Annotated in this window: 21 protein-coding genes; 13 read left to right on the plus strand and 8 right to left on the minus strand. The window is 61.2% G+C overall.

Annotated features, from left to right (window positions below):
• Positions 1 to 12 precede the first annotated feature (12 nt).
• The 3 genes from E5673_RS18365 to E5673_RS18375 all read left to right on the plus strand — a co-directional run bounded on the left by E5673_RS18365 (position 13) and on the right by E5673_RS18375 (position 2,574).
• On the plus strand, positions 13 to 528 hold the full coding sequence (locus tag E5673_RS18365) for a cyclase (RefSeq protein ID WP_136191110.1): 516 nt from the start codon (positions 13 to 15) through the stop codon (positions 526 to 528).
• A 10-nt stretch (positions 529 to 538) separates the two neighbouring features.
• Positions 539 to 1,702 carry a zinc-dependent alcohol dehydrogenase gene (locus tag E5673_RS18370; protein WP_136191111.1) on the plus strand — a complete coding sequence of 388 codons (1,164 nt, stop codon included), beginning with the start codon at positions 539 to 541 and terminating at the stop codon, positions 1,700 to 1,702.
• Positions 1,703 to 1,839: 137 nt separating this feature from the next.
• The gene (locus E5673_RS18375) at positions 1,840 to 2,574 is read left to right on the plus strand and encodes a Crp/Fnr family transcriptional regulator (protein WP_168711670.1); all 735 of its coding nucleotides are present in this window, start codon (positions 1,840 to 1,842) and stop codon (positions 2,572 to 2,574) included.
• Positions 2,575 to 2,736: 162 nt separating this feature from the next.
• On the opposite strand, the gene E5673_RS18380 is transcribed toward E5673_RS18375, so the two are convergent.
• Complete coding sequence (locus E5673_RS18380) at positions 2,737 to 4,197, minus strand: MDR family MFS transporter (protein WP_136191113.1); 1,461 nt, start codon at positions 4,195 to 4,197, stop codon at positions 2,737 to 2,739.
• Between the two features lie 273 nt (positions 4,198 to 4,470).
• Between E5673_RS18380 and E5673_RS18385 the strand changes: the two genes are divergently transcribed.
• Complete coding sequence (locus tag E5673_RS18385) at positions 4,471 to 4,860, plus strand: DUF1622 domain-containing protein (RefSeq protein ID WP_136191114.1); 390 nt, start codon at positions 4,471 to 4,473, stop codon at positions 4,858 to 4,860.
• A 94-nt stretch (positions 4,861 to 4,954) separates the two neighbouring features.
• Here the strand turns inward: E5673_RS18385 and E5673_RS18390 are convergent, their stop codons facing one another.
• A complete protein-coding gene (locus E5673_RS18390; protein WP_136191115.1) occupies positions 4,955 to 5,371 on the minus strand; it encodes a hypothetical protein in 417 nt (138 codons plus the stop codon).
• Positions 5,372 to 5,565: 194 nt separating this feature from the next.
• On the opposite strand from E5673_RS18390, the gene E5673_RS18395 reads away from it, so the two are divergent.
• The 3 genes from E5673_RS18395 to E5673_RS20270 all read left to right on the plus strand — a co-directional run bounded on the left by E5673_RS18395 (position 5,566) and on the right by E5673_RS20270 (position 8,760).
• Positions 5,566 to 5,835 carry a hypothetical protein gene (locus E5673_RS18395; RefSeq protein ID WP_136191116.1) on the plus strand — a complete coding sequence of 90 codons (270 nt, stop codon included), beginning with the start codon at positions 5,566 to 5,568 and terminating at the stop codon, positions 5,833 to 5,835.
• 411 nt (positions 5,836 to 6,246) lie between these two features.
• On the plus strand, positions 6,247 to 8,304 hold the full coding sequence (locus E5673_RS18400; RefSeq protein WP_136191621.1) for a M13-type metalloendopeptidase: 2,058 nt from the start codon (positions 6,247 to 6,249) through the stop codon (positions 8,302 to 8,304).
• Positions 8,305 to 8,526: 222 nt separating this feature from the next.
• Positions 8,527 to 8,760: a hypothetical protein gene (locus E5673_RS20270; RefSeq protein ID WP_348769874.1), complete on the plus strand. Its 234-nt coding sequence runs from the start codon at positions 8,527 to 8,529 to the stop codon at positions 8,758 to 8,760.
• A 104-nt stretch (positions 8,761 to 8,864) separates the two neighbouring features.
• Here the strand turns inward: E5673_RS20270 and E5673_RS18410 are convergent, their stop codons facing one another.
• From E5673_RS18410 to E5673_RS18420, 3 genes are all read right to left on the minus strand, one after another.
• The gene (locus tag E5673_RS18410; protein ID WP_136191118.1) at positions 8,865 to 9,557 is read right to left on the minus strand and encodes a phytanoyl-CoA dioxygenase family protein; all 693 of its coding nucleotides are present in this window, start codon (positions 9,555 to 9,557) and stop codon (positions 8,865 to 8,867) included.
• An 82-nt stretch (positions 9,558 to 9,639) separates the two neighbouring features.
• Positions 9,640 to 10,653: an RNA 3'-terminal phosphate cyclase gene (rtcA, locus tag E5673_RS18415; RefSeq protein ID WP_136191119.1), complete on the minus strand. Its 1,014-nt coding sequence runs from the start codon at positions 10,651 to 10,653 to the stop codon at positions 9,640 to 9,642.
• A 33-nt stretch (positions 10,654 to 10,686) separates the two neighbouring features.
• The gene (locus E5673_RS18420; protein WP_136191120.1) at positions 10,687 to 11,910 is read right to left on the minus strand and encodes an RtcB family protein; all 1,224 of its coding nucleotides are present in this window, start codon (positions 11,908 to 11,910) and stop codon (positions 10,687 to 10,689) included.
• A 263-nt stretch (positions 11,911 to 12,173) separates the two neighbouring features.
• On the opposite strand from E5673_RS18420, the gene rtcR reads away from it, so the two are divergent.
• Together rtcR and E5673_RS18430 are read left to right on the plus strand one after the other, a co-directional pair.
• Entirely contained in the window at positions 12,174 to 13,766 is a 1,593-nt protein-coding gene (rtcR, locus tag E5673_RS18425; protein ID WP_093400935.1) for an RNA repair transcriptional activator RtcR, read from the plus strand.
• Between the two features lie 102 nt (positions 13,767 to 13,868).
• Positions 13,869 to 14,501 carry a tyrosine-type recombinase/integrase gene (locus tag E5673_RS18430; RefSeq protein ID WP_136191121.1) on the plus strand — a complete coding sequence of 211 codons (633 nt, stop codon included), beginning with the start codon at positions 13,869 to 13,871 and terminating at the stop codon, positions 14,499 to 14,501.
• 144 nt (positions 14,502 to 14,645) lie between these two features.
• Here E5673_RS18430 and E5673_RS18435 read toward each other — a convergent pair whose 3' ends face one another.
• Positions 14,646 to 15,251 carry an FMN-dependent NADH-azoreductase gene (locus tag E5673_RS18435; RefSeq protein ID WP_136191122.1) on the minus strand — a complete coding sequence of 202 codons (606 nt, stop codon included), beginning with the start codon at positions 15,249 to 15,251 and terminating at the stop codon, positions 14,646 to 14,648.
• Positions 15,252 to 15,341: 90 nt separating this feature from the next.
• Between E5673_RS18435 and E5673_RS18440 the strand changes: the two genes are divergently transcribed.
• Positions 15,342 to 15,719 (plus strand): helix-turn-helix domain-containing protein, encoded by a 378-nt coding sequence (locus E5673_RS18440; protein WP_136191123.1) that lies wholly within the window; start codon positions 15,342 to 15,344, stop codon positions 15,717 to 15,719.
• Positions 15,720 to 16,370: 651 nt separating this feature from the next.
• Here the strand turns inward: E5673_RS18440 and E5673_RS18445 are convergent.
• Positions 16,371 to 17,948 (minus strand): alpha/beta fold hydrolase, encoded by a 1,578-nt coding sequence (locus E5673_RS18445; protein WP_210731774.1) that lies wholly within the window; start codon positions 17,946 to 17,948, stop codon positions 16,371 to 16,373.
• Between the two features lie 201 nt (positions 17,949 to 18,149).
• Here E5673_RS18445 and E5673_RS18450 point away from each other — a divergent pair, with 201 nt between their 5' ends.
• Together E5673_RS18450 and E5673_RS18455 are read left to right on the plus strand one after the other, a co-directional pair.
• The gene (locus E5673_RS18450) at positions 18,150 to 18,611 is read left to right on the plus strand and encodes a DoxX family protein (RefSeq protein WP_136191124.1); all 462 of its coding nucleotides are present in this window, start codon (positions 18,150 to 18,152) and stop codon (positions 18,609 to 18,611) included.
• A 60-nt stretch (positions 18,612 to 18,671) separates the two neighbouring features.
• The gene (locus E5673_RS18455) at positions 18,672 to 19,328 is read left to right on the plus strand and encodes a cupin domain-containing protein (RefSeq protein WP_136191125.1); all 657 of its coding nucleotides are present in this window, start codon (positions 18,672 to 18,674) and stop codon (positions 19,326 to 19,328) included.
• Positions 19,329 to 19,381: 53 nt separating this feature from the next.
• Here the strand turns inward: E5673_RS18455 and E5673_RS19815 are convergent, their stop codons facing one another.
• Entirely contained in the window at positions 19,382 to 19,666 is a 285-nt protein-coding gene (locus E5673_RS19815; protein ID WP_168711671.1) for a hypothetical protein, read from the minus strand.
• Between E5673_RS19815 and glsA the strand changes: the two genes are divergently transcribed.
• Entirely contained in the window at positions 19,643 to 20,950 is a 1,308-nt protein-coding gene (gene glsA, locus E5673_RS18460; protein ID WP_168711672.1) for a glutaminase A, read from the plus strand. The genes E5673_RS19815 and glsA overlap by 24 nt on opposite strands.
• Positions 20,951 to 21,095 lie beyond the last annotated feature (145 nt).

Genomic DNA, 21,095 nt, shown 5'->3' on the forward strand with positions numbered 1-21,095 from the left:
AAGGAGCTTTCAATGAGTGACCTGGCATCCGAGACATCGCTGGACGCCGCGGCCGAAGCGTCCCTCACCATCGGCCGCCCAGCAGAAGAGTTACGCGCACTATGGCTGCGGCCGGACACCCAGTCCCGCATCTGGGCGGACTTCGCAGATGTTACTGTCAATGCCGACGGTAGCGCCGACTGGATCGCCCGAGGCCCTGCAGGTGGCGAATATCGATGGCGTACCTCAGTTCAGGACATAGGCCAAAGTTTGATCCGATGGTCCTCCGGCAAAGGCGCTGACATCGCCAACACTGGCACGCTGGCGTTCCAGACGGCGCCTGGTGATCGCGGCACAGAGCTCCACCTCGGCGTGCGGTTCGATCCCCCGGGCGGCATCGTCGGCGAGGCTATCGGCAAGCTGTTTCACATCGTTCCCCGCGAGATCGTGTCCAAGGCGCTCTACAGGTTCCGCGCCTTGGCGATGACCGGTGAGATCCCAACCACCGACCCCCAACCTGCCGCCCGCAAAGGCGGCACCGATCGCTAGGAGAAACCAGATGCGTGCTCTCTGCTGGAACGGCGTCAACGACCTTCGTGTCGAAACCGTCGACGATCCTGAAATCCTCAACCCGAATGACGTCATTCTAAAGGTCCGGCTTTCGACGACCTGCGGTTCGGACCTGCACCTCATCGACGGCCTCATTCCAACGATGAAAGCAGGCGACGTTCTTGGTCACGAGTTCATGGGTGAGATCGTAGATGTCGGACGCGCGGTGACGAAGGTGAAGCGCGGCGATCGTGTTGTCGTACCGTCTTTCATTTCCTGTGGACAATGCTGGTACTGCCAGCACGACCTCTACTCGCTGTGCGACACCACCCATCCCAAGCCTGAGCTACAGGAGCCGTTGTTGGGCTATCCGACCGCCGGCATCTACGCCTATTCGCATGCGTTTGGCGGGTACGCCGGAGCGCATGCCGAATATGTCCGTGTGCCCTTCGCCAACACCGATTGTTTTGTCGTGCCGGACGGCGTTTCCGACGAGGCGGCCCTGTTCATTTCCGACGCCGCCCCCACCGGCTTCATGGGCGCGGATTTTTGCAACATCCAGAGGGGAGACGTCGTCGCCGTCTGGGGTTGCGGCGGGGTGGGCCTGATGGCGCAACAAGGCGCCATGATTCTCGGAGCCGAGCGCGTGATCGCGATCGACCGGTATCCTGAACGCCTCGCTCAGGCCCAGGCGTTTGGCGCAATCACGCTCGACTACACACAAGTCGATGTCGTGGAAGCACTGAAGGAACTCACAGGGGGACGTGGCCCCGATGCGTGTATCGACGCAGTCGGCATGGAAGCGGGTGGCACGGGCCTCCAGAACGCTTACGACAGGGTCAAACAGGCGCTGTATTTGGAAACCGATCGCGGCACCGCTTTGCGTCAGGCCATACTCGCCGTGCGCAAGGGCGGCACGCTATCGATCCTTGGCGTCTACGGCGTGATGGACAAATTTCCGCTGGGGGTTTTGATGAACAAAGGCGTCACTGTTCGGACAGCGCAGCAGCATGGCCAGGCCTATGTACCGCGATTGCTCGAGCACGCCCAACGAGGCGAGCTGACGCCGGCAGCGCTGGCTACGCACCACTTCTCGTTGGAAGAGAGTCCAACGGGCTATCACATGTTCAAGCATAAGGAAGATGGCTGCCTGCGGGCTGTGTTTTCGCCTTGAACAGCTCAACTTGAGGCTAAGTCACGGTAACCGGGGCAAGAACCGCGTGGGAAGGGCTCTTGCTCCTACCGAGATCACGAGATCGAGGCTGCGGTTCACAATTGCAAAACCGGGCACATCCGATTTATCGAATGGCCATGACAAAACTACTGCCCCTGCACCGATTTGAACAATTTGGCTTGCTTAGCGAAGCTGAGCGCGAGGCAGTCTTGGCTCTGCCGGGTCGGCCATACACAATCGACCGCGGCCAAACCATTCTCCGGGAAAACGATGAAGCAAGAGGCTTCTACCTGCTTCTGTCGGGCTGGGCCGCGGTATGGAAAGTTATGCCAAACGGCGGGCGACAGATAGCAAAGATCCATTTGCCGGGCGAACCGCTTGGAACACCAAGCATGGCAATGAGGCGCTCGACCGAGAATGTGTTAGCAATTACCGATGTCGTGATCGCTAATGTGCCCCTCGCTCGCTTTGGCGCACTGTTTGAAACACACCCGCGGGTTGCCGCCCGATTTTTGTTGAGCGTTCAGCAGGAACGCATCGTACTTATGGATCGCCTTGCCGCGATCGGTAGAGTAGGGGCCGAAGCAAGCGTGGCTTCCTTTCTACTTGATGTTAAAGAACGTTTAGAGCCGCTCGGCCTTGTGCAAGATAAAAGTTTTGACCTGATGGTAACTCAAGAGCAGATAGGCGATGTGCTTGGGCTTACCTCTGTACATGTAAGTCGGGTTCTTTCATCGTTAACGTCTCGGGGGCTTATTGAGCGCAATGGAAGGCGTTATCGACTGCCTAACGCCGATTTGCTATCGGCCACAGCGGCCCGGCCTGAGCGGCAACCTTTTCCCGATCAAGATTGGCTGCCTGCCGCACGCTAACGGTCGTCATCGAGCCTCCACAAACCGGACTTAGGCGCTAGGCACAGGTGGGCGAACGCGCCCCTCCCCTACAACTTCCGGCCAGACCCACTGGTGGACATTCCACAGTCCTCCTGGGCTTTCCAACTTCAGACGCTCGTTCAGGTGCAGTTAGGATGCCAACTACTCCGGCGGTCGGGTCCCGAATGTTACGCGGGGAACGAAAACTGAAAGTAACACAGCAAGCAGCGCTATGATCAACACGCCCCAGAAGGTCAGGTGAAGCCCATGAGCTAGGCCGGCGCGGCTTGCCGCTGCACCGACGATGGCCCCTTGGCCGTGCAGCAGCTCCTGTACCTGTTGCAACGACCCCGAATGGTCTCGTGCGAGGCTGGCGTTAAGCACCGTGCCCAGCACTGCGGCTCCAAGAGTGCTGCCGAGATTACGAGCGAAGAGGTTTGATGCTGTAGCAGCACCACGTTCCGTCCACCCGACACTGTCCTGGATGAGTACGATTGCCGCAGTGCTCAGGAAGCCCATACCGAAACCCATGATCAGCGAACCGAGACCTGCCACCAGAGGCGAAGTGGTGGGTGACAGCAATACGAACGGTACAGCGCCTACTGGTAGTAGCGCGGCACCGAAAACAAGGATTCGCCGTAGGCCAAACCGGCCAAAGTTACGGGCACCAAGCGTCGCCGCAATCGGCCAGCCCAGTACCATCGCGGTCAACATAAAGCCTGCTTCGAGCGGCGACCGGCCCATGACGGCCTGCACGTACATCGGCAAAAAGGTAGTCAGCCCGATCACCGCCATGCCGCTGAACAGCGTTGCGGCATTGGTGGTGGCAATCGCGCGACGCGTCCACAACGCGAAAGCAACCATTGGATCACGAGCACGCCGCTCCTGGACTACGAACAACGCGGCCGCGACAAGGCATACTGCCGCAGCTAGCACCGCGAAGCGCCCGTCCGAAGCCCCGGCCTCTGTCAGCGCGACCATCAGCGACGCGATCGCGACCGTGAACAGGCCCGCCCCTGCTACGTCGACGCTACGCTCGTGCGTCGTGACCGTCTCGCGCAGAAACAGGAAGAAGCCGGCGGCTGCGGCCAATCCGATCGGCACATTGATCCAGAAGATCCACGCCCAACTGACATGCTGGATGATCAACCCGCCCGCAAGCGGACCGATCACTGATGACACGCCCCAGACGCTTGCCAGCCAGCCTTGCACCTTGCCACGTTCGTGCGCCGCATAAAGATCACCGATGACAGTGATGGAGACAGGCTGGATCGCACCAGCACCCAGCCCCTGGATTAAACGGAACGCGATGAGTGCCGGCATCGACCAGGCGAACCCACACAAAATTGATCCAAGGAGGAAAATGCTGATGCCAACCAGCAGCACCGACCGCCGCCCATATAGATCCGCCAGCTTGCCGAACACCACCGTAGTAGCGGTCTGCGCAAGCAGGAATGAAGAGAAGACCCAGGCATAGTATTGAAGCTGACCAAGCTGACCTGCGATTTGGGGCATTGCCGTCGATACAATCGTTGCCTCGATCGCAATCATGAACGAAGCCAGCATTACCGCCGCGAGAATGAGCGGCCGACGGACCGTCTGTGGTGCTAACGATGCGTTCATGACCAAGCTCCGCAACCAACGCGGCTGTCAGGATTTTGCGAACCTCGAGTAACAGCACGCCTAGCTTCGGACCGACGTGGCCCGCTTGCTGAGCAGGTAATGTTGGCAGCAGGCATATCACGGTGTCCAAATTGTGCGGCGCAGCAACGCGTCGATGGGCCCGATCTATCCACGCCGTATTCGTTAAAGCAGGCGCGGCGCTTCCAACCAGTCGGACTGCCAACCTGCCCTCTGGTAGTTTGTGCCTTTGTAGCCGCTCAGGCATGAAGCACCATGATCAGGAACGAAGCCCAGTGGATCCACTTAGCAACGAGTGCCGTCGAGATCGTCGGTACAGCCATTATCGTTGTAGGGGCATTCGGAACGCTGGCCGCGTTCTTGCTCGGTCTCGCTCGGGGCAAAACCAGCCGAGCAGTGCTAGTCGCCGACTTTCGGTCGGGTCTTGGCCGATCAATCCTTCTTGGCCTCGAGTTCCTGGTCGCGGCCGACATCATCAACACGGTAGCGGTCGAGCCGACAATCGAAAGTCTGCTCGTTCTTGCTGGCATTGTTCTTATCAGGACGTTCCTGAGCTTCTCGCTCGAGGTCGAGATTGACGGGCGCTGGCCGTGGCAGAAACAACAATCCAACGAAAGGGCTCAACGAGGGGCGGATCAGCAATAGTAACGCGGACCGCCGCCCCTTAGTTAGGACAACCTAGTTCTCGACGTTCAAGCCGCTCCACCTGCGTTCCCTTTCCTGACGCTTGTTCATCGGGCTAGGCAGGATCGTTATCTAGCGTAGCGACTCCCATCATCGGATGCATTACGAAGGTCCAGCCGTCGCCGCCGACAATCATTAGGCGTAACGATTGTCGATCTGCGGTGCCAAGCAGTGACGCCGCTCCTGACAAAGCAGGCAATGTGACTGTCCTGCCATCCTGAAGAATGCCGGTTGCCCAGCCGCGCCGTCCGCTGCGGATCTCGCTGGCCAAGCGTTCCAACGCCGTCTCGAGCGCAGTGCGCGCACGTTTTCCTGTAACCCATGCATAACCGCCCGCCCCCAATTCCGGCGTAGTTACTAACGGTTGGCTCGAAACTGGAGATGGCTGTTTGAAGACCCGCCGGGATGTTTCTTTTGGGGTATCAAGCGGACGGACACCCTCCATACTCATCATGCGCGCAAACTCATCCATCGCTGTTTCCTTAGTGGTGCCGCTCGGAGCGCATGGGCTTAGCCACTGGTTCCAGCCAGTTGAGGGGATCGCTTAGGCAAGGCATTGCTGGCCGCTGGCCGCTGGCCGCTGGCCCGTTATACCCCACCAAGTGGATCGGCGTTGAGTTCTAACCGCCGTCGTGTATCCGTACCGCACCACAAAAAGGGTTGATCATGAAGAAAGTTTTCGCTGTCGCCGTCGTTACCGGCTTGCTCTCGCTCGCCGCCTGCAACACCAGCCCGCGCGAGCAGGCGGCCGATAAGATCGAGTCGAACACTGAAGCCGTCGCCGATAACCTCGAAGACGCGGCCGATGCCACGGGCAACGAAGCAGCTGAAGCAAGCCTGGAGAACAAGGCCGACGCAGTACGCGCGACAGGCCAGAATCAGGCTGAAGACATGCGCACCAACGATCCGGATACCAATCTTTCGAATGGCATCTAACAGACTAAGCGCTTAGAGTTGCAGGCAGGTTGCTCCCAAGCGGCTTGCAAAATTAGGGCATTCGAGGCGACTCGGATGCCCTTCTTACATCTTGCAATAAGCGCCAAGGCTGTTGGCAGCTGTAGCCATCCGATGCACCATGAACGATCCAAGCGGGAGGTGTACGACTTGAGACAGGTTCCCAGGCTTTCGGCGAACTAGCGAATATGAATGGCCCGCGGCATGGAAGGCCATAGCTGGCATTCGCGCGCCCCTCTCCGCTTTCGAGACCTACGCATCCATTGAATATCCAAACGAGCTCGGCAGCATCTTGATGTGGGCCACTTGTTGAATGTTTTCCGCTGGCGCGAAGCCCTCATAAAGGTAAGGTGCAATGTCCTTGATCGGAGAAGATGGTTGGTTTTGAAGCATATGCCGCTTGTTGCCCTCCTCGGCGTCGTCGCGATCGGGAGCGCAGTTACAGGACAGACTCCGCAGTCAAGAGCACTAGCGCCGGCGGATAGCACCGCGGCGACCAGCTATGGCAGTTGGGGCTTCGACGTCACCGGGATGGATCGTAGCGTGAAGCCCGGCGACGACTGGTTCCGCTTCGTCAACGGCGCATGGGCGGATCGAACCCAGATCCCACCGGATCGCTCGTCCTACGGTGCATTTGCGGTTTTACGCGACATCTCCGAGCAGCGGCTGCGCAGCCTCATCGGCCGCTACAGTCCCTCCGATATCGAGCATACCGACCGGATGAAGGCAGCGATCCTCTACGCCGGGTTTATGGACACCGCGACGGCGGAGAAGCTCGACGCCGCACCGCTGGTCCAGCGACTGGCGCTGCTGAAGGCTGCAACGTCTAAGGACGACATCGCACAATTCATGGGACGCTCGCTCGGCGGCTTCGGCGCGAGCTTCTTCGCGCCGGGCGTCAACGACGACGCCAAGCAGCCAGACGTATACGCGCTCTATTTGCGCCAGTCCGGTCTGGGCCTCGGAGATCGCGAACTTTATCTCGACCCCAAATTCGCCCCACAGGTCGCGCGGTATCGCCAATATGTGACGCAGATGCTGACGCTCGCGGGATGGCCGGACGCCGAGACCGCGGCGGGGAACGTCGTGGCGATGGAGACCAAGCTCGCCCAGGCGCACTGGACGCGCGCAGAGAGCCGCGACCGCGACAAGACCTACAACCCGACGACGCCCGCGCAGTTGGCAAGCCAGGCACCCGGTTTTCCCTGGGCGACCTTCTTCAAGGCCGCTGGTGTCGACGCCGCCAACCGCGCGATCGTGGCGCAGAACACCGCCTTCCCCGGCATCGCCAAGGTGTTCGCCGATAGCGACCTCGCAACGTTGAAGGCGTGGGAGGCATTCCGCATCACGGACGACATCGCGCCACTCCTGTCGAAGCGCTTCGTCGACGCGCAGTTCGAGTTTCGCTCGAAGTTCCTGAACGGCCAACCACAGCAGCGCGAGCGCTGGAAGCGTGCGGTGGCGTTCGCCGAGAACGGCGTCGGTGAGGGGATCGGCCGAGACTATGTCGCGCTCTACTTCCCGCCCGCGTCCAAGGCGAAGATGGACCAGCTCGTCGGCAATTTGCGCGTGGCGCTGGCCGGACGCATCCGCAATCTGAGTTGGATGGGCGCCGCCACGAAGGAGCAGGCGCTCGACAAGCTCAAGGGCTTCAACGTCAAGATCGGCTACCCGGACAAGTGGCGCGACTATGCCGCGCTCCAGATCAAGCCAGGCGACCTCGTCGGCAACGCAGAGGCCGCGCAACGCTTCGAATGGAATTACCGGCGGGCGCGGATCGGTATACCGGTCGACAAGGCCGAGTGGGGAATGACCCCACAGACGGTCAACGCCTACTACAACTCGGTCAAGAACGAGATCGTGTTCCCCGCAGCCATCCTGCAGCCGCCCTTCTTCGACCCGAAGGCGGACGATGCCGTGAACTATGGCGGCATCGGCGGCGTGATCGGCCATGAGATCAGCCACGGCTTCGACGACCAGGGCCGAAAGTCGGATGGCCGCGGTATCCTGCGCGACTGGTGGACGGCGGAGGACGCGACCAAGTTCGAGGCGCAAGCGGCACGGCTTGGCGAACAATACGAGGCGTACAGCTTCGACGGGCTTCCCGGCATTCACATCAATGGCCGCGCTTCGATGGGCGAGAACATCGGCGACCTGGGCGGGGTGCTGATCTCGCTCGACGCGTATCATACCTCGCTTGGCGGCAAGACTGCCCCCGTGATCGGCGGCTTCACCGGCGACCAGCGCTTCTTCCTGGGTTGGGGACAGGTTTGGCGGACGCTGCTCCGCAACGAGGCACTCCGACAGCAGTTGGTCAGCGACCCGCACTCGCCGGGCCAGATCCGTGCGGTGAACCCGCTACGCAACGTGGATGCTTGGTACGCCGCATGGAAGATTGATCCTAGCCAGAAGCAGTATCTGGTGCCGGCCGACCGCGTACGAATATGGTAACATTGCCTTCCGCCAGATAACTACGGCGGGCGACAAATGGGCAGCTCAGTATTCGAAGTTACTTGCTGCACCTATTCATCCGCCAGCGCTACTTATCCGCGCGGAGACCCATAGTCGGACGCTTACACCCGCTTAGGGCCTTCCCGGAAGCAGACGTTCATTCATGTTCCGATCTCGCGCTCAAGCTCGTCTCTTTGGCGCTGCGGTAAGGGTCGCGGGCAGGTGCCTGCTCACCTTGATCTCGAGAAGGCTGACCAGTTCTGGCTGCAGGAAAGCGTAATCATCGGGTATGTCGAGGCAGATAACGCGCGTGCCTGCCAGAGCCTCTCGGAAGCGTCGCTGCAGCTTGCTTCGATGCGCCTTCTCCATGACGAAAATCAGGTCGGCCCATCTGACCAGTTCAGCCGTGAGTGGGTTTTCTGCATCATGGTTCGTCCCGGCAGAGTCTACCTCTAGGTCTTCTCGCCACGAAAACACCTGCTCGGCCGTTGGGCTTCGCAGCTTGTTTTGGCTACACACGAACAGGACCGTTCGGACGCGTGGGCGACTCAATCCGGCACCTATAAACCGCGCCAGGCAAGTGGGTATGGCGCGACGTCAGCGGAATAGTCGACCTGGAGGACCCGCCGTCGCCGCGGCGGGTGGGCAGGGAGCGATGCGTGGACGATCGACGTAGCATAGAGCCACACGTCGCCGCGCTCGGCGAGGCAGAGCCGCTCACCAGAGATCGCCGCCACGCGTTGAACTTCGCCCTCGGGCAAGCGTCCGAGCCGGTGTGAGCCGGGCACGATACGCAACGGTGCGTTACTCGCGTCGACTTGGTCGAGGTGCACGCGCACTGTCACCATGCGCTTGAGAATCTCGAACGGCGGCTCGACCTGGATGAGCCCGGACTTAACCGTCCACGGCCCGAAACCCGGGGCATCGATCCGCTCCCTGACGACGATCGTGCGGTCCTGATGCCAGCCGAGCGCCCAGTTCCGCCCCGCCGTCTTGTCGAACAGGATCGCACGCACCGGGCGAGCATCGGACCCGATCGCGGTCGCAGCTATGGCACCGATTGGTCCGGAAATCTCAAGCAACGGCTTGAGCAACGGCTCCTCCCCGATCCGCACGCCGGGCGTGTCGATCGGAAGCGCGGCCAAAGCAGCCTCGAGGCGAACAAGCGCAGGTTCGTCCAGCGCCTGCGCGAAGAGTTCCGCCCCGTCCCGGTCGAGGTTAAAATCGGCGGGTCGATCGGATCTCGCAAGCATGCCGATGCAGGTAACCGAGACCGCTGCCGCAGTCGACACCACGACAGCTGCTGACCAGGGTCGCTTGCGCAGCAGTTCGCGCTTACCTCACGTCCAGACGGTGGGCTCCAGAGGGCAGCTGAGTGAAACCGCATCGGCGATCAAGGAAGCGTTCGATCACTGCTGCAGCCGTATAGCTGTGCTGGCTCGGCTTCACGGTCGTGAACGTGCCACCGCCCGCCAACGCAAATGGCAGGAGCAGCTGGTCAGCTAGATATGGGCCAGCGAACGCGTCCGACGCGAGGTAGCCAGTCATGCGGCTCACGGCGGTCTGCGCCACCCTTTCCGCCGACACGCCCAGCTTGCCGAAGCCGCTGACCACCTCGGTCACATGCTCGAACGCCGCTTCCAGGAGTAGGATATTGCCCGGTCCCTGACTCTCGGGGAGTTCCCTGACGGCAAACGCTTCGTCCGGCCAGTCGAGCAGCTTGCGAGCGGTGGCGATTTCGCGGTCGGCGACCGCCGGCGGGATCCCCGCAAACATGGCCAACGCCGAACGATCGACCAAAGCGCCCCGCTCCAGGCAGTCGATCGCACGGAGCGGCGCGGGCGTGATGATTACCTCGATCCGGCCGCCGCCACGCGGATAGAAGCCAGGCCTTACAAGCCGCGCGGTGACGGTCGGCCCCATCCGATCGATGATGGGCAGGAAGCTCTTTGCAATGAAGTCGAACGGTGGCGCGAGCATGTTGTGCGTACCGCCCTCCAGCACGAGCCGCGATGGCCGGTCCGCGAAAACGAGCGGCATCAATACCGTCTGCAACACCAGACCGGTCGATCCCGCAGTGCCAACGGAGATGTTATATTCCCCCGCAACGACTTGCCCGGGACGAAAAATGATCTCGGACGATCCTACGGTCAGTCCGTCGCACGTCGCACTGCCGACGGTGCAGGCAGCCTCGATCGCGGTGACGTGCTGGCGCATCAACCCGGGCTTCTCTCGTCCGCCGCGCACGTTAGTAATTCGGAAAGGCGTGCCGGTGACGAGCGACAGTGCGCAGGCGTTGCGCACCACCTGCCCTCCGCCCTCGCCTTCGGAGCCGTCGATCTCGATCATGGTCGTTCTTTCCAGTTCGGACGGTGGTGCGCGTCAGCCTTTGACGCACACCACCTGCTTGAGCGTATGCACGATCTCGACGAGATCGGCCTGCGCCGCCATCACCGCCTCGATCGGCTTGTACGCGCGCGGGCTTTCGTCGATCACGCCCTCGTCCTTGCGGCATGCGACGCCCTCGGTCGCGGCGACGTGCTCCGCCACCGTCACCTCGCGTTTGGCCTGGGTTCGGCTCATCACTCGCCCGGCGCCATGCGAGCAGCTGTCGAACGACTCCTTGTTGCCAAGCCCGCGAACGATGAACGACTTGGCGCCCATCGAGCCGGGGATGATCCCCATGACGCCGGTCGCAGCGCGCACCGCACCCTTGCGGGTCACGAGCACGTTCTGGCCGAAATGGTTCTCCCGCCCGACATAGTTGTGATGGCAGTTGATCGCTTCCAGCTCCGCATCGAACGGTTTGGCGATGACGCCGCGCATCGCCCGGATCACATTCGTCATCATCATCCGCCGATTGAGCGCTGCATAGTCCTGCGCCCAGCCGACCGCCTCGACATAATCGTCGAAATGGTCGGTGCCCTCGGGAAAGTAGGCCAGATCCTCGTCAGGCAGGTTCAGGAACCACTTGCGCATGTCCTGCTTCGCCAGCTCGATGAAGAACGTGCCGATCGCATTGCCAACGCCGCGCGAGCCCGAGTGAAGCATCACCCAAACCCGCTGTTCGGTATCCAGGCAGACTTCGATGAAGTGGTTGCCGGTGCCGAGCGTACCAAGGTGGACCAAATTGTTGGCCTTGCCTAGCTTCGGATACTTGGCGACGATCTGCCCGAAACGCTCGGCAAGCGTCGCCCACGCATCGACGATCGCGGCAGGCGGATCCCCCCACGATCCCGGATCACGCTTGCCCATCTTGACGTCGCGGCCGACCGGCACCGCGCGTTCGATCGCGGCGCGGACCCCCTCCAGATTGTCGGGCAGGTCGCTGGCGGTCAGCGATGTCCGCGCCGCCATCATGCCGCAGCCGATATCGACGCCAACCGCTGCGGGGATCACCGCGCCCTTGGTCGCAATGACCGAGCCGATGGTGGCGCCGATACCGACATGCACGTCCGGCATTACTGCAACGTGCTTGAAGACGAACGGCATCCGCGCGGCGCTGGCCAGCTGAGCTCGCGCCTTGTCGTCGACCGGCACGCCGCGCGTCCACATCTTGATCGGTACGCCGCCCTCAACGGTTTGTAAGTCATAGTTGGTGGTCATGGTCGCCTCCGGTACTCTATTACGTCGCGGATTGGGGTGGCTGGCCTATTCCCGCCACCCCGGCCGCTTCGTCGGGCTGTTCGATACCAGTCGACCCGACACCAATCACGCAGCAGACACCGTGCCAACTGCTCTCCCGCTCCGAGATATCCACCTATCCCACTAATATATTTCAGTATTCTCTTTTGCCTTCTTTTTGCCCTTCTGCAAACCACCGCCGATATCTGATCGACTAGGATCGGTTCTTATCTTATGAGATAATCATGAAACCTTTGGTCGTAATCGGATTTCTTGGGTCGACGCTGGACGGCAGCAAGCTGGATGCGTCCCGCTGGAACAAGTGGCGCCCTTCCGTGAGCCTCGTGATGCACGAGGACCTGCGGGTCGATCGCTTCGTGCTCCTGCATGGTACGCCGCACCGCCGCCTGGCGGAGTTCGTCGCGGAGGACATCCGGTCCGTGTCGCCCGAAACACGGGTTGAGCCCTATTTGATCGACTTCGCGGATGCCTGGGACTTTGAGGAGGTTTACGGCAAGCTCCTCGATTTCGTCCGTGCGTCGTCGTTCGATCCGGAGGCGGAGGACTATCTCGTTCATATCACCACCGGCACGCACGTGGCGCAGATCTGCCTGTTTCTGCTGACAGAGGCGCGTTACCTTCCGGGTCGCCTGCTCCAGACGCAGCCGCGGCGAGGCACGGCCGAACCCGTCGGTATCTGGAACGCGATCGACCTCGACCTGTCGCGCTACGACAGCATCGCCACCCGCTTCAGCGTCGCGAGCGCGGAAAGCACATCGTTCCTGAAGTCGGGGATCGAGACGCGAAACCCCACCTTCAACGCGATGATCGACGAGATCGAGCAGGTGGCGACCCGCTCGCGCGCGCCAGTGCTGCTAATGGGTCCGACCGGCGCGGGCAAAAGCCAACTGGGACGGCGTATTTACGACCTCAAACGACTGAAGCATCAGGTCAAGGGCGCGTTCGTCGAAGTGAACTGCGCCACGCTGAAAGGCGACAGCGCGATGTCGGCATTGTTCGGCCACAAGAAAGGGTCCTTTACCGGGGCAGCAGCCGATCGCGCCGGGCTGCTGCGTACCGCCGACAAGGGCATGCTGTTCCTCGACGAGATCGGTGAATTAGGTCTCGACGAGCAGGCGATGATCCTGCGCGCGATCGAGGACAAGCGCTTCCTGCCAGTCGGAGCAGACAGCGAGGCCGCATCCGATTTCCAACTGCTCGCCGGCACCAACCGCGATCTGGGCCAAGCCGTCGCCGAAGGACGCTTTCGCGACGACCTGTACGCGCGGCTGAACCTGTGGACGTTCGCGCTACCCGGCCTCGCCGACCGGCGCGAAGACATCGCGCCCAACCTCGACTACGAACTGGACCGTTTCGCCGAACGCGAAGGAACGCGGGTTACTTTCAACAAGGAGGCGCGCGATCGTTACCTCGCGTTCGCAATCCACCCAGACGCGCGCTGGACCGGCAACTTCCGCGATCTCGCGTCCAGCGTGACCCGGATGGCGACGTTCAGCCCCAGCGGGCGGATAGACGCCTCGTGCGTGGAGGCGGAAGTCGTCCGGTTGAAACGGCTATGGTCGATCCATATCGCTGTTGACGACGGGCTTGGGAGCATCGTGCCGACGGGGCGAATGGCCGAACTTGATCCCTTCGATCGTGTGCAGTTGGCCCATGTCGTCAATACCTGCCGCCGCAGCCGCTCGCTGTCGGAAGCAGGACGGATGCTATTCGCCGCGTCGCTGGCAAAGCGGACCTCCTCCAACGATGCCGACAGGCTAAGGAAATACCTTCAGAGGTTCGATCTGACATGGCAAGATTTGCACGAAAGCCTTTAGGGCAACCACTTTCGAATCACGACAAGTGCTTTGCCGCTAACGAATGATCAACTTTGTTCTGGTAATTCCCACGGTAAATCGGCCAACTCAATGGAGGTGAGCATGGGCCACTCTTCAATTGACCCTGCCTTCCAAGAACGCCGGCCTTGGAACGAGGGCCGCCTGTTAGGCGCCAAACGCGCGCTCAAGCAGCAACAGGTGTGGGCCATTCGCTTCTGGTTAGATCAACATAAGCGGTTGCGTGACCGCGCGCTCTTCGACTTCGCGATCGATAGCAAGTTGCGTGGCTGCGACGTGGTCAAGGTTCGAATTGGTGACATCGTATCTGGCGGGCGCATCCGGGATCGAGCGATCATCGTTCAGCAAAAAACTAAGCGACCTGTTCAGTTTGAACTGATGGAAGCTGCCAGGAAGACGATGCGTGCATGGCTGGAACGCCGCGGTGGATCAATCAACGACTACGTCTTTCCACGCCGTAACGATTATACCGGCCATATGAGCACGCGGCAGTATGCTCGGTTGGTCCACGAATGGGTCGCTGGCATCGGCCTTCAACCTCAGGAATACGGAACGCATGCGCTCCGGCGCACCAAAGCCTCGATCATTTACAAGGCAACGGGCAATCTGCGAGCCGTCCAAATCCTGCTTGGTCATGCGAAGATCGAGAGCACCGTTCGATATCTCGGTGTCGACGTCGAAGACGCCTTGGAGCTTGCGGAACGCACCGAGGTTTAGGCGTGATTCAATGACCCAGAACCCGTCATTCGGAGTGGACTCGCTGCGCTCCAGAACCGGCCATTTGTTCAGGTCTATTCCAATGTTCCAATCGGGTGGCCAGCCACGGCCCGATCTCCGTGGCTGGCTTCGCTGTCGACCTGGTCAGGCAGCAATCGCCTCTATTTTTTGAGCGGCGCTCGCCATCGCGGCTTGATCCTGCTCCAATCCGTAAGCGATGCCTTCCGCTCTGATCACCTCGACGTCCATGATGCCAAGAAAGTTAAAGATCGCCTCGAGGTAAGTCGACAGATGATCGTACGCGGCGAACGGTCCTTCGGAATAAACTCCGCCCGATGAGAGGACGAGATAGACCTTGCCGCTCAGCAAGCCGCGTGGCCCCTCGGCCGTGTAGCTGAAGGTTTGCCCGGCGATCGCTACATGGTCGACCCACGCCTTTAACGTCGAGGGCACCGTAAAGTTGTACATGGGCGAGCCGACCACCACCACGTCCGCCGCCTTGAGCTCGTCAACCAGCGCCTTTGATCGGCTTATCGTTTCGGCCAGCTTGGTGTCGCCGGTGTTCTCGGCCGTCCAGGCATGCCGGATCGTCATGTCCACGTGGGGAAGCTGGTTGGCGACGAGGTCGCGGTACACGATTGTTGCGCCGGGATTGGCGGTCTTGAGCCGCTCGACGAGTTCACTCGAGAGGCGACGTGTATGCGAGACAGCGCTTTCGCTCGCACTGGCATCGATGTGCAGAATGTTCATAGGCTCAGCTCCGGTCTGGAAAAGTGACCTAGACCAGCTATGTAACCTCAAGCCCCCCGCCAAGAAGGCATTTTCGCAGGACCTAGTCACATGGAGCTGACCATCCCCGAGCCGATTCACGTCGAATGCAAACGGTTCAGCGGTGTTCTCAGCCTCATCGGCGACAAGTGGACCGTCATGATTGTGATGACGCTCACGGAGCGGCCGCGACGCTTCAATGACATCAAGCGCACCATCGGGGGCATAAGCCAACAGATGCTCGCCCGAACGCTGCGTGCGCTTGAACGCGATGGCATGGTGGACCGCACCGTCCACCCAACCGTGCCGCCTCAGGTGGAGTACGCCCTCACCGCTCTTGGCCGATCGTTGGCCGATCCGATCCGCGAACTCGGATACTGGGCCGGCGCACACATCGCGGAAATCGAAAGCAATCGGTCAGCGTTTGACGAGGCCAGAGACAGCCAATAGCCTGCCTAAACCCGCAGGTACCCAACCTTAGCGGCATTGCTACCCAGCGGCGAGACGAGACCCAGTTGTGGACATTCACGACCTGCTAGCCGCTGACCAGAACCCGACATTCATTTATCTCATGCTACCACGCCAAACGCTCGGGAAGGCAACAGTTTTTGCACACCTCATTGCGTAACCTCAGGCAGCTCGACATGGCTTATCTTGAGCAGGCCAGTAAACTCAGACCCGTTTCCGCACGTAGCGTACCGCTACCTGGATGAAGACCCTTGATCGGTAGCCAATCCGAGCTCCTCGCTGAAATTTGGTCGCACGAAGGGTACCGCTGTGAGGTGTTTCCACGGGATAAACTTCCGTTACCACGGCTAAATCGACGGGCGTGACGACGGCTTCACGATATTGCCGCTCGGTGCCACGCGGAATTGCGTGGGCATTAACTCCTGTGAGCCGGATCCCCCGAACGTTCCGGTTACGACTTGGAAAATCAGATATGCATCTCCCCTCAAGAACGGGTGTCGCTCGCGCGATGATTGTTACCGCCGCTACTGCGTTTTGCACGACGCTTTGCCTGCTGGCAGTCTGCGGCCCCGTCTACGAACGATCTGCTCAAGCGGCGTCGCTTGTACCTTGGAGACAACCGAGCGGACTCGCCTAACCACGCGAAACTGGCGTCGACAGAAACTGTCGGACATGGGCGACGAACGCGAGCGACGCCGGCTCGCGCCCCAGCAGCAGGTGGTTATCGCTGTCCAGCGTGACGAACTCCGCCCCTGGTATCTCTGCCGCCAGTTTCCCACCAACGCTCAACGGGATCCGCTGGTCGCCGCGGGCGTGCGAGACAAGGGTCGGCGCCTGCACGTCTTTGAGGACCCCGCGGACGTCGATATCGGCGAACACTTCAAGATATCGTGCGGCATTCAAAGCCCCGACAGTCTGTCGTTGGAAGATATTAAACCAGTCGAGCTCTTCTGCGGTGGCGCTGGGCATGAAAGTAGCCGTCACCACCTGTCGGTAAGCAGCGTCGGTCCGGCCCCAGCCCTGCCTCACGAGCGTGATGATCGCCTCACGCTCCTCGATCACGTCGGGCGTAGCATTGATCCGCCATCCCGCCGCATAGCCGCCCCACAATATCAGGTGGCTCACACGCTCCGGGTGCCGAACAGCGTATTCGATCGCTACGGCACAGCCTTGCGAAATGCCGAGAAGCGGAAAGCGCTCGATACCGGCAGCGTCGACGACCGTTTCAAGATCACGGACGAAGGCATCAAAGCTGATGTCGGCAACCTTGCACTGCGACATGCCGTTGCCGCGCTCGTCATAGCGCACGAACATATGATCGCGGGCCAGTTCCTGAAACAGCGGCGCCCAAATCGGCGCGTCCCAATCCAGTTCAAGATGGTTGAGCCAGTTCGCCGCCTTCACGAGCGGCGGTCCGTCGCCGACACACGCATAGGCCAGTCGCACACCATCGCTCGCCTGGCAAAACCGGATCTTCTGGCGTTGCAGCATGTCATGGGGAGCTACCCCTGCGACGGGGAACAGCGCGACGGGATGGGCTTGCACTGGCGGTAGCCCTGCGTCGCTGATCACATTGGCGAAGCTTCGTTTCGCCACCTCGGCATCGTCTTGACGCCCCAGTTGCCGCAACGTCGACTCAAGCTGCGCGGCCGCGTCGGTGTTGAACGGGTCGGCATCCAGCCATTCGCGTACCCACGGAAGCCGATCCTGCGGCGACATTGCGGTCGAAATGACGTGGCGGTGGAGGAGCGAGCAGCGCAACCGCTCGGCCGCTGCCCGCTCGGCGGCAAGCCAGACCGCAAACCGCTCATGCCGAGGCAGGTCGAGCCCTGGCAACAGCGGCTCCCGCAAGGCCACCAGCGCAGCGATCGCGGCATCGACGTTCGCCGGCTCCGCGCCGAGCGCCTGGTGTGCCCGGTGGAGATCGACCGAAATGTCGTCCCGATTGATCGTGACCACCTCACGGTCCGCAACGAGGCGACGTCGGTCACGATCGATGATCGGCCTCAATTTGCTGAGCGACCAGCGCAACGCTCCACGCGGGTCGTCCGGCCCTTCGTCCCACAGGAGATCACACAAGTGTTCGCGACGCTGCGGACGATCCGCAATCAAAAGATATGCAAGAAGCGCCCGCGTCTTTCTCGACGCAGGAAGGTCAACGTTGCTGGATTCAGACGTTATCGTCAACGAACCCAGTATGTTGATGGTCAAGTCTGTCGAATGATCGATGGATTCAGCCTCTCGACGTGAAAATAGATTTACCACGGCGATGCACGCAATGTCCACGCATGCTCAACCGCTCACCTCCACGATGACGATCGAAAGCCTGATCCTCGAACTTCCGCGACGCAAGTGCGCAACGAATTGGAACATGGCTTTGGACGATCGCTCTTTCCCCCGGTGGGTATCACCATGACGTTTTGGCTGGATCTCGGTGGCGTCGCGGCGCGAACCGATCGCCCCATCGGGCAGACGACCGCAGCAGCGACCGGGGTGCTGACGTTCGCCCAATGGATGGGTCGCACGCTGAGCGCGATCGTCGTCGTGCTGCTGATGACTGACGGCGCGGCACAACTTGTCTCGCTGCCGATGTTACGCGCGGAAATGAAAGCCAGCGATTTCCCGTCCGCGCTGTCACCTGTGGTTGGAGCGATCACGATGACGTGCGTCGTGTTGTATGCGATCCCACATACGGCGATGCTAGGCGCGATCCTGCTCAGCGGGTTCCTTGGCGGTGCCATCTGCCTTCATCTGCGGCTCGGCGAGATCGGTTCACCGCCACAGATCATCTGCTTGATGCTCGGCATCATGATCTGGGGCGGATTGTACCTGCGCGTCCCCCGGTTACGCGCGCTGTTGCCCTTGCGCGCCTGAAACCACCGCGACCTTTCCCACCGTTGATACCGGCGCATCGGTGCCGGCGAAGGACCCATCATGACCATTACGATGCAGACGATCCCTGCCCCTTTCACCCGTGCAGCGACCCTCGACACCACGAAATTCTACATGGGCGGCCTGATGAGCTTCCTGACGACCGGCGCAGACACCGGCGGATGCTTTGCCCTGATGGAATACCGCGGCAAGCCGGGCAACGAACCACCGCCGCACATCCATCTTTGGGAGAACGAGATCATTTATGTGCTCGACGGCGTCATGGAGCTGTATTGCGGCGAGCGGATCATGCACCTCCACGCCGGCGAGATGGGGTTCATCCCGCGCGGCCAGCCGCACGCTTTCTACATCCGCACGCCGGACTTCCGGGCGCTGGCTGCCGTGCAATCCGTGGGAGAACAGCCCGTTGGTCTCGACAGCTTCTTCCTGCGGATGAGTAGCCCCGCCACAACGATGGCGTTGCCGACCGACCCCGTGACCTACCAGACGGAGGATCCCGCGCATGTCGTCGCGGTCGCGGCTGAGCACGGAATGCAGATCCTCTCGCCTGAAGAGACGGCCATCGCGCTGCCACTTTACCCCGGCTTCGACCGCGCTTCTCATACCCCGACGCAGGCGCCGCGACGCAACCAATCGCTGGCGGCATTCGGCGCGGGTGCCGGGCATTGGCCGGTTGCGCCTGAGACGGCCGTGTCGTGATGATGACCGCTCCCGCAACCGACCGCGCCAACAGAGATGCCGCCGCCCTGAAATTATACGAAGGCCTGACCGACGGCGGGGACCGGTCGAGGGACGCGATCGAGCGCAGGCTTTGCGAAAACGGCCTCGCGATCGATGACCCGCGATTGCGCGATCTCGGCGCACTCATGCATCGGTATGCGCAGTCGGTCGACATTCCGTTCGCGGCGATCGCGCCAGCTCTTGGCGGCGCAAACCAGACACTGCTCAGCCGAGCGTTGACGGGTAATCTGGTGATCCCGGACTTCACCGCGTTCTGCGGCGAACTGACTCGATTGTTCGAGGATGTCCGCCAGCACCGTGGCGGCGAAGTCGCCTCCTACATTCCCCAATTGGCACGGGCCGACGCCGACGGTTTTGCGGTCGCTGTCTGCACGATCGATGGCCAGCGTTTCTCGATCGGCGACACAACCACGCGCTACTGTGTGCAATCGACCTGCAAGCCAATCAACTACGCGATAGCGCTCGACCAACTCGGCATCGATACGGTTCACCGCCATGTCGGTCGCGAGCCGTCGGGTCATTCGTTCAACGAGATCACGCTCAACGCTAAAGGCCTGCCGCACAACCCGATGATCAACGCGGGTGCCATCATGTGCGCATCGCTGATTGCCCCCGACCTGTCGGCCGCGGATCGGTTCGACACCGTCCTTCAGACTTGGGAAAGGCTGGCCGGGCAAGGCTCCGTCGGCTTCGACAACGCCGTCTTTCTGTCCGAGCGCGACACAGCGGATCGTAATTTCGCACTCGCCTACTTCATGCGCGAGAACGGGGCATTTCCAGTAGGCACCGATCTGAAGGCAACACTCGACCTGTATTTCCAGTGCTGCTCGATTACCGTAGACGCACCGGGCATGGCGACGATAGCAGCGACGTTCGCGAACGGCGGCGTCTGCCCGCTAAGCAACGAGCGCGTTTTCACTGCGGACACGACAAAGAATTGCCTGTCGCTGATGGCCTCATGCGGCCTGTATGATTTCTCGGGCGAGTTCGCGTTTACCGTCGGCCTACCCGCCAAGTCGGGCGTATCGGGCGCGCTGTTCATCACTATACCCGGCGTTTGCGGCGTTGCCATATGGAGTCCACGGCTTGACGTGCTCGGCAACTCCGTGCGCGGCGTAGAGTTCGCGGGCAGGCTGGCCAAGACCTTCTCCTTCGATGGCCTTCCCGAAACGGGCGACCAGATCGACCCGCGTCACCGATCCATCGAAGCGGCGATCGACCAGGCGACCTACTTCTGCGCGGCTGCCGCCAAAGGCGATCTGACCGAATTGCGGAGGTTGGTCGCGCGGTCGATCGACGTAAACCTTGCCGATTATGATGGTCGGACCGCACTCCATCTTGCCGCAAGCGAAGGCCACGCGGACGTGCTGCGCTACTTGCTTCCGCTCGGCGCAGCGGCAGATTCGACCGATCGCTGGGGCAATACACCGTTGGATGACGCGATACGGAATGGCGACGAGGAAAGTATCGCGCGGCTGCAGCCAAAAATGTCTGAGGTTGGCGAACATCAAAAGGGAGAGGTTTCCGCGCACGGATCGATCGAAGCCCTGGCGTTTCTACCGACAAATAAGGCTGCATGATGCTGCGATCTTTGGGCGACCGGGTCTAGGGTCTCTAAAGTCAACAATCGCCGCTAAGTGGACGTTCAGCCGCCCATCCTTCTCCCAACAGCGGCATTTTAAGGTCGTAAGCGGCGTGAGTTGCCCGGCTGCTTGAATCTGGGGA

Source organism: Sphingomonas sp. PAMC26645 (assembly GCF_004795835.1).
GTDB lineage: Bacteria > Pseudomonadota > Alphaproteobacteria > Sphingomonadales > Sphingomonadaceae > Sphingomonas.